The sequence below is a fragment of the Intestinimonas sp. RTP31139st1_F5_RTP31139_211217 genome (assembly GCF_040226735.1).
Classification (GTDB): Bacteria; Bacillota; Clostridia; order Oscillospirales; family Oscillospiraceae; genus Intestinimonas; species Intestinimonas butyriciproducens.
Genome location: NZ_JBCOAQ010000014.1, coordinates 43,168 through 61,083 on the forward strand (window position 1 = coordinate 43,168; position 17,916 = coordinate 61,083).

Annotated in this window: 12 protein-coding genes; 5 read left to right on the plus strand and 7 right to left on the minus strand. The window is 60.1% G+C overall.

Going from position 1 to position 17,916, the window contains the following annotated elements; translation table 11 throughout:
• Nucleotides 1-64: 64 nt before the first annotated feature.
• From ABUA09_RS10340 to ABUA09_RS10355, 4 genes are all read right to left on the minus strand, one after another.
• Nucleotides 65-202 carry a hypothetical protein gene (locus tag ABUA09_RS10340; RefSeq protein ID WP_158453366.1) on the minus strand — a complete coding sequence of 46 codons (138 nt, stop codon included), beginning with the start codon at nt 200-202 and terminating at the stop codon, nt 65-67.
• A complete protein-coding gene (locus tag ABUA09_RS10345; RefSeq protein WP_058117242.1) occupies nt 199-1,842 on the minus strand; it encodes a class I adenylate-forming enzyme family protein in 1,644 nt (547 codons plus the stop codon). The genes ABUA09_RS10340 and ABUA09_RS10345 overlap by 4 nt, the downstream gene beginning before the upstream one ends.
• An 83-nt stretch (nt 1,843-1,925) precedes the next feature.
• Nucleotides 1,926-3,065, minus strand: a complete 1,140-nt coding sequence (locus tag ABUA09_RS10350; RefSeq protein ID WP_058117243.1) for an acyl-CoA dehydrogenase family protein — start codon at nt 3,063-3,065, stop codon at nt 1,926-1,928.
• A 158-nt stretch (nt 3,066-3,223) separates the two neighbouring features.
• On the minus strand, nt 3,224-5,215 hold the full coding sequence (locus ABUA09_RS10355) for a sigma-54 interaction domain-containing protein (RefSeq protein ID WP_195614877.1): 1,992 nt from the start codon (nt 5,213-5,215) through the stop codon (nt 3,224-3,226).
• Between the two features lie 412 nt (nt 5,216-5,627).
• On the opposite strand from ABUA09_RS10355, the gene ABUA09_RS10360 reads away from it, so the two are divergent.
• From ABUA09_RS10360 to ABUA09_RS10375, 4 genes are all read left to right on the plus strand, one after another.
• Nucleotides 5,628-6,410, plus strand: coding sequence for an enoyl-CoA hydratase/isomerase family protein (locus ABUA09_RS10360; RefSeq protein ID WP_349949348.1), 783 nt, complete (start codon nt 5,628-5,630; stop codon nt 6,408-6,410).
• Between the two features lie 70 nt (nt 6,411-6,480).
• The gene (locus ABUA09_RS10365) at nt 6,481-7,794 is read left to right on the plus strand and encodes a GntP family permease (protein ID WP_195608694.1); all 1,314 of its coding nucleotides are present in this window, start codon (nt 6,481-6,483) and stop codon (nt 7,792-7,794) included.
• A gap of 77 nt (nt 7,795-7,871) precedes the next feature.
• Nucleotides 7,872-9,086: a CaiB/BaiF CoA transferase family protein gene (locus ABUA09_RS10370; RefSeq protein ID WP_033116348.1), complete on the plus strand. Its 1,215-nt coding sequence runs from the start codon at nt 7,872-7,874 to the stop codon at nt 9,084-9,086.
• A gap of 95 nt (nt 9,087-9,181) precedes the next feature.
• The gene (locus ABUA09_RS10375; protein ID WP_052082382.1) at nt 9,182-10,498 is read left to right on the plus strand and encodes a GntP family permease; all 1,317 of its coding nucleotides are present in this window, start codon (nt 9,182-9,184) and stop codon (nt 10,496-10,498) included.
• A gap of 318 nt (nt 10,499-10,816) precedes the next feature.
• On the opposite strand, the gene ABUA09_RS10380 is transcribed toward ABUA09_RS10375, so the two are convergent.
• Both ABUA09_RS10380 and hemW read right to left on the minus strand, forming a co-directional pair.
• Nucleotides 10,817-14,053: a phosphodiester glycosidase family protein gene (locus tag ABUA09_RS10380; RefSeq protein ID WP_279203399.1), complete on the minus strand. Its 3,237-nt coding sequence runs from the start codon at nt 14,051-14,053 to the stop codon at nt 10,817-10,819.
• A gap of 221 nt (nt 14,054-14,274) precedes the next feature.
• Entirely contained in the window at nt 14,275-15,489 is a 1,215-nt protein-coding gene (gene hemW / locus ABUA09_RS10385; protein WP_279203397.1) for a radical SAM family heme chaperone HemW, read from the minus strand.
• A 148-nt stretch (nt 15,490-15,637) separates the two neighbouring features.
• Between hemW and ABUA09_RS10390 the strand changes: the two genes are divergently transcribed.
• Complete coding sequence (locus tag ABUA09_RS10390) at nt 15,638-16,546, plus strand: RluA family pseudouridine synthase (RefSeq protein ID WP_195973905.1); 909 nt, start codon at nt 15,638-15,640, stop codon at nt 16,544-16,546.
• 58 nt (nt 16,547-16,604) lie between these two features.
• Here ABUA09_RS10390 and ABUA09_RS10395 read toward each other — a convergent pair whose 3' ends face one another.
• On the minus strand, nt 16,605-17,909 hold the full coding sequence (locus tag ABUA09_RS10395; protein ID WP_195614874.1) for a DUF4367 domain-containing protein: 1,305 nt from the start codon (nt 17,907-17,909) through the stop codon (nt 16,605-16,607).
• Nucleotides 17,910-17,916: the final 7 nt, after the last annotated feature.

Sequence of the window (17,916 nt, forward strand, 5' to 3'; positions counted from 1 at the left end):
GCTTCACGTTCCGGGAAACAGGGAGGATCGATGAGGGGCCTGACACTGCGGCGTATAACGGGAATCAGAGGGCCACCAGCGCAGCGGAAAGGAGCGTCCCCTCCCGGGCCCCTTTCAGGTGACCAAATGCGCAAAAGGACAGACCAAGTGTGTAGATAACGATGCGCTGGGGGAGCTTGGCCGGAAAGTGGAAATGGATCATGGTGAGGACTCTTGGCTGGAGCCGGGAATGGGGCCGCCTCGGCGGATGGGGAGCGGCTCATTCTGATATAGAGCTTGCAGAAGCTGCTTCTCAATTTTTCCGGTGGGGTTTCGGGGGACCGGTCCGAAAAAGACGCGCAGGGGCCGCTCAAAGCGGGGCAGACCCTGGCAGTAGTCCAATACTTCCTCCTCTGTGTAGGAGGCGCCGGGGGCCAGCTCGATCTGTGCCGCCACGGCCTCGCCCAGGCGGCAGTGCCGCAGACCGAAAACCCCCGTGTCCTTCACGCCTGGAAGCTGACGCAGGAAATTTTCAATCCTCTGCGGGTAAATATTTTCCCCGCCGCTTATGATGATCTCCTTCCTGCGGCCTACGATGTAGTAGTACCCGTCTATGTCCCGGCACGCGATGTCGCCGGTGTGGAGCCAGCCTCCGGCCAGAACTTCCTCCGTTGCCGCTTCGCTCTTATAGTAGCGGCTCATCATGTGAGGTCCCTTAAGAAGCAGTTCGCCCGGTGCCTGCGGGGGCGTCTCATTACCTGCGTCATCCACAACCCGGGCCTGCCAACCGGGGGGCGGCAGCCCTACAGAGCCGCTTCGTTCGATGTCCTCCATACGCAGATTCAGCACGCCTGGGCCGCCCGCCTCCGTCAGGCCATAGCTGATGCCCAGCGCAATCTGTGGGAAGTGCTGCCGGAGCTGCTCCACCACGCTGGGAGGGATGGGCTGGGCCCCCGTGTGGATCAGGCGGAGGGAGCACAGCGCATCGGCAACATCGCTGATGCGGCCCGCATCCAGCGCAACCAGGATATCCTGAAGCCATGGGAGCAGCAGGAAAGCGATGGTAACGCGCTCCTGATGGACGACGCGGAAAAAGGCGGGAACAGTAAAGCCCTTGAGCAGCACTGCCCTAGCTCCTACCAGCAGGTTGGCCATCCAATGAAGCTTGGCGCCCACATGGTACAGCGGGGGGATACACAGAAAGCAGTCGCCGTGCACCTGCCCATGGTGGTACCGCTCCCGTTCACAGGCGGAAGCGAGGGTGGCGTGACTGTAGACCACCGCCTTGGGAACGCCGGTAGTACCCGAAGAAAAGTAGATGGCGGCGTCTTCCATCGGCTCCAGGGGCGGGAGGTCCGGCTCGTTTTCAGGCTGGGTCTCCCATACGTCCTGGATCGGAAAGGCAAAGGCAGGACAGTCCTCCCGACTCCCCGTATACAGAAAAGAGCGCAGACCCAAAGTCCGCGTTAAAATCTGCTGGATCACGGAAGAGGCGTCCGCATCAAAAATCAGCGCATCCAGGTCGGCAAATCGGATGCTGTATACTGCGGAATCCGCATCATAGCGAAAATTAAGGGGCACGACGACTGCGCCGGATTTTAGTATGCCGAAGTATATGGGCAGCCATTCGATGCTGTTTTTCATCATAAGGCCCACATGGCTGCCCCGGTGGATGCCGATGGAGAGATAGAAGTGTGCGATCTGATTGGCCTGTCGGTTCATTTCTTCCCAAGTCAGCGACTCCCGGCGCAGCAAATACGACTCAGGACCCGGATCGGTCAAGTCGGCGGCCTCCACGGCTACCAGGGCGGTCTCCCGTGCCCACAGGTGTGCATTTCTGCGCAGCAGATCCGTGACTAACATACATTGCCTCCTGATCATGCAAATCCGAAGCGCCCCAGGCGGCGGCCCGTGCGCCGCCTGGGGCCGGGGGGTATGGAGCGGGCTTACTTGCTGAGCATCGCCCCGAGGACGACCTGCTGGATCTGGTTGGTGCCCTCGAAGATCTCAAAAATTTTCGCGTCGCGCATCAGCTTTTCCACAGGATACTCCCGCATATAACCGTATCCGCCCAGAACCTCCACCGCTTTGGAAGCGACCCAGGAGGCGGTCTGGGAGGCATAGATCTTTGTCGCAGAGCCCATGCCGTTGAGAGGCATGCCGTGATCCAGGAGATGGGCGATATTCATCAGTGCGCCGTGGGACACCATTGTCCGCTCCAGCATCTCGGCCAGCAGGAAGTTCAGCCCCTGCAGGCGGATGATGGGCTGGCCGAACTGGGTGCGCACCTTGGCGTAATTGACAGCCTCATCTACAGCGCGCATGGCGATCCCGGTAGCAAAGTTCATGGACGTGGGGCGGACGACCTCCATATTGCGCATCACGATGCCCCAGCCCCTGCCCTCCGCGCCGATCATGTGGTCGGCAGGTACACGGATGTCGTCAAAGACCACCTCGTTGGTGGGGGAAAGCCGGATACCCATTTTCTCCTCATGCTTGGCAATCTGTACGCCACGCTCTTTCTCTACCAGAAACAGCGTGATCCCCTTGTACTTCAGGCTGCGATCAATCGTGGTCGCAACAACGAAGTAGTCTGCGAGCTCGGCGCCGCTGATGAAGCATTTGTTGCCCTTGATAACGTACGCATCCCCCTCGCGGGTGGCAGTGGTGGCGATGGAGGCGGCGTCAGAGCCGCAGGCCGGCTCGGTCAGACAGAAGGCAAACGTCTTGCCATTGAGCAGCTCGTTGGCCGCGAATTGCTTTTGTGCCTCTGTTCCGCCCATGAAAATACATTCGGCGCCCATACTGCCGGCATGGAAAGTGAAGCCGAACCCGGCATCATAATAACCCAGGGTCTCCGCCAGAAGGAAATTGGTCTCATGGCTGACGCCCATGCCGCCGTATTGTTCCGGAACCTCAAGGGCGTACAGGCCGGCATCAAAGAGCTTCTTTGCCACATCTCGGGGGTAGGTGCCGGTGCGGTCCAGTTCCGGTACCTGCGGAAGCAACTCCTTCTCACAGATTTGACGCGCAATATCCAGAATGTCCTTTTGCTCCTCTGTCGTCTGGATGTAATCGAAAATCATGTTTTCACCTCATCATTTAAAATCTGTAGTAATCTGACTGGAGTACATAAAGATTACTTGCAATCCGGATGCCAAGTTGGCGGGAGGTGAAAAGAAAAAGTGATGGCCGAGCCGCAGAGGAAAGCGGCTCGGCCATCACTTCGGCAGACGATATGTTTTTAGAGATGGTATCGCTCCATCCATCTGTACAGGGTTCTTCTGGATACGCCCAAATACCGGGCGGTATCGGTCCTGTTGAACCGGTTTATCAACAGAGCATGTTCCAGGGCTTCCCTCGTCAGAGACTGCTGCGGAGGCGCTGTCCCAATGGTAGAGGCAGGAGCGTCTGGCGGAGGCGGCAGAACAGAGTCTTCTTCTCCGGCGGGGGACATCCCCAGATACTCCTGAAAATGCCTGGCCTCAATGTAGAAATCGGAGTTGAGCTGGATGACCCCTTCAATCAGATTCTGAAGTTCACGGACATTGCCCTTCAGGGGGAGCTGGAGCAGCAGCTGTTCGGCATCGGGCGCAAGTTCCGCGGGAACCGACCGCTGTATCCTGTGGCAGACTACGCGGGCGAAGTGCCGGGCCAGCAGGATCACATCATTTCCCCGGTCTCGGAGGGGCGGTATGTTTAAACGAAGGGTGCTCAGACGGTAGTACAGATCTGCCCGGAACTTTTTCTGCTCCACCAGATGTATCAGATCCGCGTTGGTGGCGGCAATGATCTTTACATCTACATGGATAACTGTGCTGCCGCCCAAGCGCATGAATGCCTTCTGCTCAATGACACGCAGCAGCGTGGCCTGGAGGTCCAAAGGCATCTCGCCGATTTCATCCAGAAAGATGGTGCCGGTGTTTGCCAATTCAAACTTCCCGATATTTCCGTTCCGCTTTGCACCAGTAAACGCCCCCTGCTCATAGCCAAAGAGCTCGCTGGCGATCAGGTCCCGGGGGAAGGCCGCGCAGTTGAGAACGATAAAAGGCTTGTCCCGGCGGGCGCTGGCATTATGGATGGCTTGGGCGAAGATGTCCTTGCCCACACCGGATTCACCCAGCAAAAGGGTATTGCTATCGCTGCGGGCAATGCCACGGGCCAGCCGGAGCGCGGAGATTATTTGAGGACTGTCTCCGACGATATCGTCAAATGTTTTCATCGCATTGTTGCCGATGCGGCGGGATACGTTGGAAGAAATTTGGCTGGGCGCAGCAATGAAGAAGCGAATACCCTTGAACCCTAAATAGCTCTGATGGTACGGCTCTGTTGTGACAAGATAGGTGCTCTCCCTCCCATGAACACTGAGTGTGAGCTGCTTTTCAAAAACGGTCTTCCCCTCTTTGAGAATACTCCAAAAATCCTGATTGCTGGGCAGAGGATCCAGCAGCTGTTCGACCTTTTGGTAATATAGGTTTTCATAAGGGATCTTAAACGTGTCAAAGATATTGGCGTTGTGGTAGAGAATATGACACTTCCCATTGGTCACATTAATATTGACGGAAAACATGCCGCGGTTATCCGGTAGATACATACTATGTAAGTTATCCCCCATGTACATATGCAGGGACACGTCATAGGCTGCTGCGGCGGCCAGGAGCAGATAGTCCGGAGAACTCTGCTCTGCCGGCAGCAGGAGGGCCATGCCGCCGTGGCACAGGTACTCGCCCGGTCTCTGCTCGTTGTCGGTGACAAAGGGAGAAAAATGGACGGCCACATCCAGCAGCGGCTTGCAGTAGTGCTCCTCTCCAACCGTGGACATAGTTTTGTACTGCTGTAGGCCCAGCGCTACCGCATTGGCGCCGATGGTCTCCATTCGCCAGACGGTATTGCGGGCAATGCCATGGGCGCGGCACCAGGACTGGATGTTTTCTGCGCCATACAGCTTGAGGAGGACACCTTTAGGGTTGAACAGCGCAAACCCCATGTTCGGATTGGAGACAAGCGGAAGCATCTTAAAAAGGAAGCGATTGGCATAGCCATATGCCCTGATGGCATTCCATTTTGCCTCTTCAAACTGCTCTGGAGGCAAACACGGCAGTGCGTCCAGATCAGGCTTCACTCCCATCGAAGCGCACTGGGCCCAAGCGGCGGCCAGGAAAGGCGACAGCCGGTCCTGTGCCCCTCCGGCGTGCAGTTGGTCCCAAAGCTGCCTCCTGTCGTCCTGTGTCAGCATGGCTATCACTCCCTGTAAAATACGAATGAGGCAGGCCGCATGCAATCGTTCCATCCCACCTTGAAGTAAAATTATAGCATACAATATTTGAGAATAAAATAACAAAATTTTAACTGGGGAGGGGGCGGAATGGAATGGGAGCGGGCACGAGGGTGTCACAAAATGGGACGTTATTCCGCGCAAATTGGGACAGTCAGTGACACAGCTCGGGCACAGAGGCCGGCAGATGCGATTTATGTACTGCGTAGAGCTTTGGGCGGTTGGGCGAGTCAAGGGGCCTGGACTTCCAATGAAACCGGAAGGACTCCGGCAGATGCCCCAGACTTGGCATGGCGCTTGCATATATTCTTTGCAGAATCTGGAGTACATCCGCAAGCAGAACGACAAAAAAGAAAGCAGAGGGGGATTGAGTATGGATTACCAAGATATCATTTGTGAAGTGCGAGACGGTGTGGAATACCTGACAATCAACCGGCCCGAAGTGTTGAATGCGCTTCGGATGCAGACAAAGGAGGAGCTAGAGGCTGCCATCGACAGGATTGCCGCCGATGACAGCGTCCTGGGTGTCATCATCACCGGCGTAGGCCGTGCCTTTATCGCGGGGAACGACATCTCTGAAATACGCATTGACGCCAAGGGAGAAGAGACGATCGCCATGTCCACGCAGGCTCACCGCCTGTTCGACAAGTTCGAGGCCATGGATAAGCCCATCATCGCCGCTGTAAACGGCTATGCCCTGGGCGGCGGGACAGAGCTGGCCCTGGCCTGTGACATTCGGATCGCAAGCGACAAGGCGGTCTTTGGCCTTCCGGAGGTGACACTGGGCGTCGCACCCTGTTACGGCGGCACTCAGCGCCTGCCCCGGCTGGTGGGCAGCGGGATAGCCAAGGAAATACTGTTCACCGGGCGCAAGGTGAAGGCGGCGGAGGCGCTCTCCATCGGCCTGGTAAACAAGGTGGTGCCTGGGGAGGAGCTGGCACAGCAGGCCGACGCCATGATGCGGGACATCCTGAAAAACGCGCCCATCGCCGTGCGCACTTGTAAGCGCCTGGTCACGCAGGGGCAGGCCATGGCTCTGGCCGACGGCTTGAAGCTGGAGGCTGAGCTCAACGGGATGCTGGCGGAGACACAGGACGCGAAGGAAGGCGTAAAGGCGTTCTTCGAAAAGCGGGCGCCGGTATTCCGGAACCGGTAAACGAAGCGGCTCTGACCGAAGCGCAGCACCTTTTAGAATACTTCAATCAGAAGAGGAGAATGATGGCCTTATGACTGCTGTCAGCATTATTGGTATCTTTCTTGGGCTGGCCGTACTGATTTTCTGCTCCATGAAAGGACTTTCCGTATTCATTTCCGCCCTGCTCGCCTCCGTAGTCATCGCCCTGACCGGCGGGATCTCTCTGGAGTCGGCGCTCCTGACGGACTTCATGACCGGGTTTGTCAACTTTATCACGGGTAACTTTATGGTCTTTGCCGCCGGCGCCCTGATGGGCAAGGCATATGAGATCACCGGCGGGGCCAAGGCGGTGGCCCGGCTGTTCATCAAGCTGTTCACGGTGAGATTTGCCCCATATGCAATTTTTCTGGCCATTGTGGTGATGACTTGGGGGGGAATTGCGGGCTTTGTGCTGGCATTCTCCGTATTCCCTATCGCGGTTGAGATATTCCGGGAGGCGGACCTGCCCCGCAGCATGATCCCCGGCATCGTAATCGCCGGGTGCTGCACGATCTCCAGTTGGGGTCCGGGAAGCGCCCAGCCCGTGAACAACATCTATGCGACCAACTTCCAGACCTCCCTGATGGGCGCTCCGGTTCCAAGCATCATCATGGCGGTGGCCAGCCTGCTCGTCACGTGCCTGCTTCTGGCAGTCTTTATTGGGCGGGCCCGCGCCAGGGGGGAGGGCTTTGTGGCCACCAAATGGGATGTGCCCGAATCCGATGCGGCCCTCCCTAACGGCATCCTGGCGCTTATCCCGCTGGTCGTGGCTCTGGTCACCATCAATGTAAAGGTTAACGGCAAGGCGATCCTGCCCACCGCGTTTGGTATTTTCGTAGGTGCTGTGGTGGCCATCCTGCTGATGTTCCGGCATAAAAGCGACGACAAAGCGCTCGTCGCCCATATCGGCGATGCCTTTCAGAACGCCCTGACCTCCATCGGCAATACGGCGGCAATGGCCGCCGTGGGCACCGTGGCCCAGTCGGTCGTGGGCTTCAGCTTCCTGCTGAACGCACTGGTGGGCATGGGCGGCAACCCGTTGATCTCTGCGGCCGTGTGTGCCGGGCTGATTTGTGGCGTGACCGGCGGCGCCACCGGCGGAACGAGCCTGATCGGGCCCACGCTGGCCGGAATTTACGGGGATATGGGGCTGAATCTGTCGATGGTGGGCCGCATTGTCAACGCGACCGGCCATGTCACCGGGACACTGCCCAACTGCGGCTTCATCAATACCACCATCACCGGCATCGCCCACGACACATACAGTGCCTGCTACAAGTATTCCTTTGCCTTCTGTACGCTGGCAAACCTGTGCGCGGTCATCGTCGGCATCATTGTAATGTCAATCATGGGCTTCTACATCTAAGCAGGCATGTTCCACGTCCCAAAGGGTTCCGTTGCCGCTCATCTACTTATCATTTATAGAAAAGGAGTTGTTGAATCATGAGTTTCCATCAACCGCTGAAAGGTATCCGCGTGATCGATTTCTGCACCCACGGCGCCGGACCGGCTGCCTGTAAGATGCTTGCAGACTGGGGCGCCGAGGTAATCAAGGTCGAGCCCCTGGAGGGCGAGGCAGGGCGCTATACCAGCAAAGTGCTGGGCATGCGGGCGGATGAGCTGGATAACCCTCACGCCGAACTCATCAACGCCAACAAAAAGTCTCTGCCCTTGAACCTGAAGCACCCGGAGGGCAAGGCGGTCATGGACAAGCTGCTGGCAAGCGCAAACGTCTTTGTTTCCAACTATCGCATCCGTGCGCTGGATAAGCTGGGGATCGGCTGGGAGGAGATGCACGCCAAGCACCCCCACATCATCTGGGCCGTGCTGACCGGCTTCGGCCTGTATGGGCCCGCCGCCAACAACGCCGGGTTTGACACGGTGGCCTTCTGGGCTCGCTCTGGCGCTATGATTGATTTCTCGGAGAACGGAGAACTGCCGCTCACGCCCCCGTTCGCCCTCGGAGACTTTACGACGGCCTGCTCTCTGGCGGCTGGCATCGCGGCGGCCTGCTACCAGCAGGCCAAGACCGGTCAGGGCGAGCGGGTAGTGACCTCCCTGTATGGACAGGGACTGTGGGCAAATTCCGCTGTGTTCCAGGCTGTGAATCACGGCAATCCCTGGCCCAAGTCCCGCAAACTCCCCGACAGCCCGCTACGCAATACCTACCGCTGTAAGGACGGCACCTGGGTCATGATGGGCACGGTCATTTATGACCGCTATTTCCCGGTGGTATGCAAAATGATCGGGCGGGAGGATCTGATTTCCGACGAGCGGTTCAACACTGAGGCCGCCGCCAAGATCAACTCCAGGGCCTTTGTGGATATCCTGGATGAGGTCTTTGCCACCAAGGACTACGACGAGTGGGCTAAGCTGCTGACCGAAAATGATATTGCCTATGACAGAGTAAACCACATTAAGGACACCATTGACGATCCCCAGGCCTGGGAAAACGGGTTTATCTACAAGTATATTACCCGCGAGGGCAAGGAGGATCTGGTGGTTGGGACCCCGGTCAAATTCGGCGACTGCGTCCCCGCGCCCCACCTTAACGCCCCTCTGCTCGGCGAGCATTCTGCCGAGATCCTGAAAGCATTGGGTTATAGCGAGGACCAGATCAAGGCGCTGAACGACGCACAGACGACCATCGTCCGGTAATCGCGCCGCCATAACGGAAAAGCAGAGAAATCCCGGCCGGCCCTGAGCCGACTTTTGCGGACAGGGCCGGCTGGGAGTTGGAAAGGAGAACGCTTATGTTATGGCAAGCTGTCAGCATTATTGGCATTATAGCCGCGCTTGTGCTTCTCTCCTATCTGGTTATGCGCGGAGTCAACTTGCTGGTTGTGGCAGTTGCCTGCTCTTTGCTCGTCGCCATTACCGGCCACATCGACTTATACGACGCACTGGCAATAAACTACATGTCCGGGTTCGCCTCGTTTGTCCAAAACAACTTCTTGATTTTCCTAGCGGGCGCGCTGATGGGGACCGTATACGAGATAACCCAAGGGGCAAAGTCCATCGCCCGGTTGATCATCCGCACGCTGGGTAAAAAGCAGGCGACCCTGGCTGTTATCCTATCTGTGGGAATCCTGACCTATGGCGGTATCGCGGGCTTTGTGGTCTGCTTCGCGGTGTTCCCCATCGCGCTGGAAGTCTACCGCGCCGCCGACATTCCCCGACGTTTTATTCCGGGTACCATCATCTTTGGCTGCTGCACTTTCTCCAGTATTGGCCCAGGCAATCCGCAGGTTGGCCAAGTAGTACTGATGAAGGCCCTGGGCACCACACTGATGGACGGTGCGGTAATCGGCTTTATTGCCACCGGCCTGGTGCTGGTCATCGGAACGGTATGGCTCAATTCCATGATCGGTTCGGCCCAAAAGAACGGCGAGCACTTTGTGGCCAAGGATATCGACAAATTTGAGGACAATGTGGAGGTGCCCGAGGCGTGGAGGGCATTGCTGCCCCTTGTTTTGACTCTGATTGCCATTAATATCCCTGTGGGAGACGGCAGCCTGATCGAGGTGGAGTACGGCGTATTCCTGGGAGCGGTTCTGGCCTATCTGCTGATGCGCAAGTACAGGACCGAGCATCGCCCGATCATGCAGTATGCAGGTGACGCAGTAAAGAACGCCATCACCTCGGTGTGCAATACCTCCAGCGTAGTCGCTTTCGGCTCTGTTGTAAAAGCCGCCATAGGCTTTGACGCGATCATTTCCGCCATGACCAATATACCCGGGCCGCCCCTGCTGGCGGTCGCCATCGCTACCACAGTACTGGCCGGGGTGTGCGGTTCCGGTTCCGGCGGCTTGGGCATCGCGGCCCCCATCCTGCTGGAGCTCTATGGCGGAGTGGTCCCTCTGCCGGCCCTTCACCGCACGATGCTGGTGGCCTCGTCCGGACTGGATACGCTGCCCCACAATGGTTTTGTAGTCACTGTACTCAACGGCGTGTCGCATGAGACACACAAGGACGGCTACATGCCCATACTCGCGCTTACGGTTGTAACCCCGATCGCTGCAACGGTGGTCACCATTGTTTTGTTTACACTTTTCCCCAATCTGCCCTGAGTATAAACGAAGTATCAGCCCGGCTGGAGCACTGCCTCAGCCGGGCTGATACTTCGTTTGGATATTGGATAGCTTAAGCGAACAGAACCAGCTCTGCTGGTGGGGGTAACAGAGCTCTGGCTTCAAGCAACGAGCGAAGCGAGTTGACAAATAGCCAAGCTGCGAATCAAAGGAGGCAACGATAGAAGAAAAATAGCTATTTGAATAGTGGCAGGGTACGTGATGCGGATGAAAGGGAAAGCTCAATGCGTCTCGAAATGCCCGCCGGGGGCCTACTCAGGCCTCCGGCTCAGCCGGCGGGTGAAACTGGGATGGAGATCAGAGCATGCAGTAGAGCATCTTTGCCACTTCGCCCCGCTTGACGGGATCGTTGGGGCGGAGCTGGTTGTCGTAGCCGGAGATGATCCCCTGCCCCACCAGGGACTGAACATAGGGGAGCGCCCAAGAGGCCACATCGCCGGCATCGGAGAAGGTGAGCTCGGACCGGACGTACCCCTTATCCTGGATACGGCCCAGGATGGTCATGGCCTCTGCGCGGCTGATGGAGTCGTTGGCCCGGACCACCAGGGTACCCGAATCCAGACTGCCCTTGATGATCCCTTCGGCATACATGGCCTTCATACCATCCAGGGCCCAGGAGGCGATGGAAGAGGCGTCGGCGAAGGGGAGCTCCACGTTGGAGTAGGAGGCGAGGTCCAGGCCCATCCAGCGGGCCACCATCAGGGCGAATTCGCCCCGGGTGATGTTCTTGTCGGGCTGGAACACGGTGCCCGCCACCGACTCCAGGCCCTGCACCACGCCCATGTTATAGAGGTACGTGGTATAGAGGCCGGCCCAGTGAGAGATCATATCCACGAAGGGGCCCTGGTCGGCGGGGATGGCCGCGTCGTCGGGATCGCCGGTCAGAGCATCGGGCAGAATGTCGGCGGAGCCTCGGCCGATGTTGCCGCTCTGGTCCACTGCGGTGACGGTGACCCGATGGAGCCGCCCGTCGTCTGCGGGCAGTGTGGCGGTGAGCGTGCCGCTTTCCGCCTTCCAGTTGAAGGACACGGGCTCGCCGTCCCGGGTGAGGGAGATGGCGGCGGCGGCAAAGCTCTTATCCACGTTGTCGGAAACATAGGCGGTGAGCTTGGTGCCGTCCACCTGCACTGTCACGGCGGGAGGCGTGGTATCGGTCAGGTCCTCATTGGCGGTGGTAAACTGATCCAGGTAGAGGGTACCGATGGACTTCTCGCCGCCGCTGTAGATGATGTTCAGGGAGCGGATGGAGGCCGCATTTTCAGGCAGGGCGGCGGTGACCTGCTTCCAGCCGGTGAAGTCCAGGCCGGTGAGCACAATGTCGCTGGCGGCGCCGCTGGTATCCGTCACAGTAGCGGTAAGGGCGTTGCCGGAGCCGTCGCCGTAGACCCAAAGGCCCAGATACCGCTCGCCGGAGGGGATGGCCAGGTTAGACTCTACCGTGGCAGTGCCGCCCTCGGAGGCGTTGTAGTCCACCCGGACGCTGCGCTGGCCGTACCGCACCAGATCGGAAGAGGTCTCGACGTTGACGGCGGCGGTGGCGGTACTGGCGAGGGCGGAGAGGCCCGCGTCGGTCTCAAAGGAGTCCAGCTCCTGGATGTGGCCGGACACCGTGACGGGAATGGTGACCGAGCGGCCGCCGGCGCTGACGGTCAGATTGCCGGAGCCGCTCTGGGCCGCGGCAGTGAAAACGCCGTTTTCATCCACCGTGCCGGCGGAGGGATCGGCAGTCCAGACATAGCAGGTGTCCTGGGAGGTGAGGGCGATTTTTTTATAGACGGCGCTGGCCTTCAGGTCCACGCTCTGGAGCGGGGAGAGGGCCAGGGAGGTGATGGGGGCGCCGGTGGACTCGTTGGAGAGAGAGATGGAATCCGGTGTCTTGACCACGGTGACGGAGGCCGACCCCTCCGCGTTGCCGGAAGAGGCGGTGACCAGGGTGGTGCCGCTCTCGCTGCCCGCGGTAAAGATGCCGCTTACATCCACCAGTCCGTCTCCGTTGCGGATGGACCATGCGACGGAGCCGCTGTCGGAGAGCGTGAAGCCGTTTTGATCCATGGCGGTGGCCCGCAGGGACACCTGCGCGCCGGAGAGGACGATAGAGTCATAGGGGGTGACGTAGAAGTGGTCCAGTGTGCCAGTCGGCTTCAGGTCGGAGACCAGGAAAATGCCGTTGGTGACGGCTCGCTGGGAGCCGCCGGAGGGCACATTCAGGATCTCCATGCTGGAATTGCCCGGCATGGTGGCGCCGATGGTGGTAGAACCGCCTCCGTCCAACCCTACTGCGTCCACACAGCCCAACTCGATGAGCCTCTGGGCCACCTGGGTGAGCGTGGCGCCGACGCTGTAGCCGCTCTGGTGGCCGTCGATGGCGTAAAAGATCACGCTTCCGTCTGCTTTGATGCCGATGGCGGTGCGGGGATTGGCGGTGTTGTCGGTCTGGGGACCCACCGCTCCATTGGTGACGATGCGGTAATAGCCGCCGATGGCGGTGACTGCGTCGTTCCAGCGGGTATCCGTGCTGGTCACGTCGATGTCCACCTGGTCGCCGGGCTGGAGGCCCTTCACCATGCCCAGCAGCCACTCGTTGTTCTGCTTGTTGACGGTGAGGACCATCTTCCCGGCGGGGATATCGATGGAAGCGGAGGATTCCAGCACCTGGTCCACGGTGCAGGATACCCGGCCGCCCACTTTCAGCGTGTCTGAGAGGACCAGAGAACCGGTGACCTGGCTCACCTCGCGGGTGCCCTCGGCGAGGGCCTCCTCTTCATTCAGACTTTGGGAGTCAGCGGCGGACTCGCCGTCCGCAGCGGCGGGTTCATCCGGACTGCCGTCGGTGCCGTCGGCCTCGGAGCCATCGGGGTCGGTGACCTCCAGATCCACGTCCACCGTGTCCCCCTCCTGCCCGGTGATGGGGGTGAGGATGATGTCATAGCCCGCGCTGGTGTGCTGGGTGGTCGTGCTGTAGTCCTCCGTGTAGAGATAGAGCCCGCCCTCATGTTTGCCGTCGTCTGCGGTACGGGTCTTGTTCACGTCGGTGACCCGCATGGTGGAGCCGGAGAAGGTGGCGGTGACGGAGAGGCTGGGCCAGCCGATGAAGGCGGTCCCATCCTCCCGGAAGCCCACGGCGTAGTGAGCGCCGTCGGTGGTGCGCAGCGTACCGTCGCTGATGAGCACGCCCAGGGCATTGCCGGTGGACATGTCGAAAAAGTCGCCGTTTACGCCGCCCACCACGCGGTGGCCCTGGGCCTCCAGCGTCTGGGCCATGGTGGAAAGGGTCTGCTTGCTCAGAAGCTTGTCCCCATAAACCACCACGGGGTAGACGCCCTGACCGGGCGTATAGGTGATATAGCGCTCTGTGCGCAGATCGGATTTGGAATTGCTCCAAAAGACCTGGCGGATGAGCTCGGAACCGGGAGCCAGCTCCACGGTCCCGCTATGTAGTTCGTCGCCCAGGGCCACAGAGGCCGATGCCATGGGGGAGAGCCACACCAAGGCGGCCAGGGTCAGGGCGGTGGCGCGGATGCCGAATCGCTTCATAATGTGCCTCCAAAAATAGTCGCAGGGTGGAAGGAATGTCATCGTCCATCCTACCACAAACGCGCCGCCTTGTAAACGGCAGGCCCTGCCAAAACCTGTCGTTTCAGGGTATGCGGACACGATGTTAGAAAGAAGTTAGAAAAGTCGGGCGGGCTCTCCGCCCCGGCCCGGAGGCAAGTCTTGGGATAGACAAGGACGGGCCCGGCAAGGCCCGTCCTTGTTCACAGCGTGTCCCCGTCCGGCTGCGGCGGGGGCGTGTCCCGCACCTTGGGCAGGGTCGTCTCTAATGTGGCGCTCTCCTGGAGCTCCAGGAGCTCCCCGATCAACTGGTTGGAGAGCAGGAAACCAATGGGGGTGAGCCGCCAGCGGTGGCCGTCCCGGGCGGCCCAGCCGTTGTGCTCATATGCAAAGAGCTTTTGCTCCACGGGATCGAAATTCATAAAGTATTCCCGGCGGTATTCCCATTCCTCAATGCCGCGGACCGTCCGCAGGCGCAGCATCAGGTATTCGCCTGAGCGCTCCCGCTTGGGGATAAGATCGTCGGAGTCGATAATGGGCTTGCCGCCCAGAACGCCGTCGATATAGCCGTTCAGGTCCCGCATGAAGGAGAAGCGGCGTCCGCCGAAGTCGGAATGAGCGCCCGGACCAAAGCCCAGGTAGGGGCGGGTCAGCCAATATTTGAGGTTGTGGCGGGATTGAAAGCCGGACTGGGCGAAGTTGGAGATCTCGTACTGATGGTAGCCCGCAGACTCCAGCCGGGCCACCATCCACAGATACATGTCGGCCTGCTGGTCGTCGCTTGGAAGAACCTCGCCCCGCCGTACCCGTCCGCAGAGGGGGGTGCCCTCCTCCACTTTGAGACCATAACAGGAGAGATGTTCCGGCTTGAGGGAGATGGCTTTCTCCACCGAGTCCTGCCAGCGGGCCATGTCCTGGCCGGGCAGGCCGTACATGAGGTCCAGGCTCAGATTTCTGATCTTGGCCGCCCGGATGGCCGCCACCGCGTCCTGCACCTGCTGGAACGTGTGGGGGCGGTGGAGGGCGGAGAGCTCGTCGTCGTGGGCGGACTGCATCCCCAGGGAGATCCGGTTGATGCCCGCGCGGCGTAGGTGGAGCATCGTGCGTCTGTCGGCACTGTCGGGATTGGCCTCCAGTGTGATCTCAGCATTGCCCGCGACCTCGAACCGGCGGCGGATCACGGCCAGAAGTTCACGGATGCGCCGTTCTCCATACAGGCTGGGAGTACCGCCCCCGAAATAGATGGTGTCCACCAGATAGCCCCTGGCCTGAGGGGCAGTCTCTTTAATGTGGGTGAGCAGGGCCTTCTGGTAGGCGTCCATGCGCTCCTCCCGGTCCGGCAAGGAATAGAAGTCGCAGTAATCGCACTTGCTCTTGCAGAAGGGGATATGAATGTAGAGGCCCAGTTGTTTGCTCATGGTGGTCCCACCTTGTCCTGGCGTTTCGCGCGGAGAGCGGCCGGTCATTTGGACCGGGCGCCGGGCGTGTTGCCCCTTGTCCGTGGATGATATATAATAATTATAAAGGTTTTTTCAGCATTGTGCAAGAAGGAGGAGGGCCCGCAGTATGGGAAATGACGGGAAAGGTGTCCGCAGGCTCACGCTGCGGGTGGGGGAGGACCGGGCGGGGCAGAAAGTGGACACGCTCCTGCGAAAGGAATTGGGCCTCTCCGGGACTGTGATCCGGCGCATCAAATGGCTTCCGGAGGGCATCCTCCTGGATGGCGAGCGGGTGTTCACCAGCCGGCGGGTGGAGGCCGGACAGGTGCTCTCCGTGCTGGTGGCCGACCCGGAGCTCCGCAGCGGCGTGACGCCTGTTCCGGGCCCATTGGACATCGTATACGAGGATGGAGATATGCTGGTGCTCCATAAGGCGCCCGGCGTTCTGGTCCACCCCGGGGCGGGACACCTTTCAGATACCATCGGGAATTTTCTGATGGCGTATTACCGGGATCAGGGCATCCAGGCCGACTTTCACCCGGTCCACCGCCTGGACAAGGGGACTTCCGGGCTGATGGTGGTGGCCAAGCATCCCCATGCCCAGGAGAGACTGAAAAGACAGCTCCACACGGCGGCGTTCCGGCGGGTCTATCTGGCGGTGTGCCTGGGGGGGCCGCAGGCGGAGGAGGGGGTGGTGGATGCGCCCATCGGCATGGCGGAGGGTTCTATTGTGGCGAGGGTGGTCCGTCCGGACGGCCTGCCCGCTCGGACCCGATATCGGGTCCTGCGGCGGAAAGGGGAGCGGGTGCTGGTCCGCCTGGAGCTGGAGACCGGGCGCACCCACCAGATCCGAGTGCACATGGCCCATCTGGGCTGTCCGCTGGCGGGCGATTTCCTGTATGGAACGGAGGACCGGGCGTTGATCGGCCGGCCGGCGCTCCACTCTTCGGAACTGGAGCTGCTCCAACCCATTACGGGAGAGCGCCTGTCTTTCAAGGCGCCGCTTCCGGCGGATATGCGGACGCTGATGGAATAGAAGGTCAAAAAGAGGGCGCGCCCCACAGGGGCGCGCCCTCTTTTTGACTATTAGGAGTTTATTCCGCGTAGGCGGGGATGGAATCGATGATATCCTGGCATTCTTCCACCGTCAGCTCGCCGCTGAAGCTGCCGCTGATGTTCCCGTCCAACCAGGCGACGGTCTTACGGGTGAGGTTGTTCATGATGTAGAACGTGATGCCGCCCCGCTCATACTCCACGACAGGGGTATCGTCCTTTTCGTAGACCCTGCCGCCTGCGGCGGAGGGGTCCTCATACCAGTCCAGGCCCAGGACCAGGTCGCGCTTTCCCTGAATATCGGTATAGTACAGAGAGGCGCTGGTCCAGCCGCCGTAGTCGCTCTCATAGGTGGAGGACTGGACCGGAACGTAGCCCTCGGGAAGCCAGGCGGGGGCATACTGCGCATCGATCCCTACAGCGGCCATTGCCTTTTGGATGGTGTCGAACTCCGGGGGAACACTCATATCAGGGGGTTCGTAAGGGATATCATCCCACTGGGTGACGGAGCGGGCAAAGTGTTTTGCCATCTCCAGGTCCATCGTTCCATAGACCTTGCCGGAGTACTTGCCGACCGTCCATGTGATGGTGTATTCCCCCGTGTCAGCGGGGGCAATATAGTAGGTGCGCCCGTCGAACTCGTACACCTCGGTGTCGGAGGCGTCCACGCCCACCAGATCGGCCTGGGCGGCCTCGGCGCTCTGGTGCTGTCGCACCTCGTAGGTATAGCCTCGCCCGTCGGTCAGGCGGTGGTCCTCCACAAAGAGGACGACACCGTCCTCCTCCGTGACGGACACCTCCAGCCCCGGGACCTCGCTCCCCGGAAGGACCGGGTTCCAGGTGGGCATCATTTTCTCCTCCACCCCGTAAGCGTCCAGCGCGGCCTGGCCGTCGGAGTAGAAGGTGTCGTCTTCCCAGATGGTGGGGGCATATCCCTCCTCCTGGGTGCCGGTAGTATCAAAGCGAAACTGACCTTTGCTCCAGCGGGCGATGGCGCCGAAGAGATCAATCCCCATGCCCTGAGCTGCCAGCGCAGAACTGACGGCGACCACCGCGGCGACCGCGGCGACCCGCCCCGCCACACGGCGCACCCGGCGGCCCGCCCGCCGCCCCTCCATCACCTGGAGGGCTGGGGCCGCGAAGAGGTCGGCATGTCTGGCACGAAAATCCTCTTCAGCGGCGTGCACATCAAAGCCGGAGGCCACGGGGGCTTCGCGGCCCAGAACCTCCAGGTAAGCGTCCACCACATCGGGATCGAAACCCTCTTCGCCCATCTGGTCCAGCCGGTCCGACAGCTCCTCTACAAGTGCTTCTGCGCCCATGGCCTCCAGCCGCTCCTTGTCCATGCCCCGT

Bases quoted from the DNA above. Each gene is read 5' to 3' on its own strand.
- ABUA09_RS10340 (WP_158453366.1), bottom strand. From the start codon at position 202: ATGATCCATTTCCACTTTCCGGCCAAGCTCCCCCAGCGCATCGTTATC.
- ABUA09_RS10345 (WP_058117242.1), bottom strand. From the start codon at position 1,842: ATGTTAGTCACGGATCTGCTGCGCAGAAATGCACACCTGTGGGCACGG.
- ABUA09_RS10350 (WP_058117243.1), bottom strand. From the start codon at position 3,065: ATGATTTTCGATTACATCCAGACGACAGAGGAGCAAAAGGACATTCTG.
- ABUA09_RS10355 (WP_195614877.1), bottom strand. From the start codon at position 5,215: ATGCTGACACAGGACGACAGGAGGCAGCTTTGGGACCAACTGCACGCC.
- ABUA09_RS10360 (WP_349949348.1), top strand. From the start codon at position 5,628: ATGGATTACCAAGATATCATTTGTGAAGTGCGAGACGGTGTGGAATAC.
- ABUA09_RS10365 (WP_195608694.1), top strand. From the start codon at position 6,481: ATGACTGCTGTCAGCATTATTGGTATCTTTCTTGGGCTGGCCGTACTG.
- ABUA09_RS10370 (WP_033116348.1), top strand. From the start codon at position 7,872: ATGAGTTTCCATCAACCGCTGAAAGGTATCCGCGTGATCGATTTCTGC.
- ABUA09_RS10375 (WP_052082382.1), top strand. From the start codon at position 9,182: ATGTTATGGCAAGCTGTCAGCATTATTGGCATTATAGCCGCGCTTGTG.
- ABUA09_RS10380 (WP_279203399.1), bottom strand. From the start codon at position 14,053: ATGAAGCGATTCGGCATCCGCGCCACCGCCCTGACCCTGGCCGCCTTG.
- hemW (WP_279203397.1), bottom strand. From the start codon at position 15,489: ATGAGCAAACAACTGGGCCTCTACATTCATATCCCCTTCTGCAAGAGC.
- ABUA09_RS10390 (WP_195973905.1), top strand. From the start codon at position 15,638: ATGGGAAATGACGGGAAAGGTGTCCGCAGGCTCACGCTGCGGGTGGGG.
- ABUA09_RS10395 (WP_195614874.1), bottom strand. From the start codon at position 17,909: ATGGACAAGGAGCGGCTGGAGGCCATGGGCGCAGAAGCACTTGTAGAG.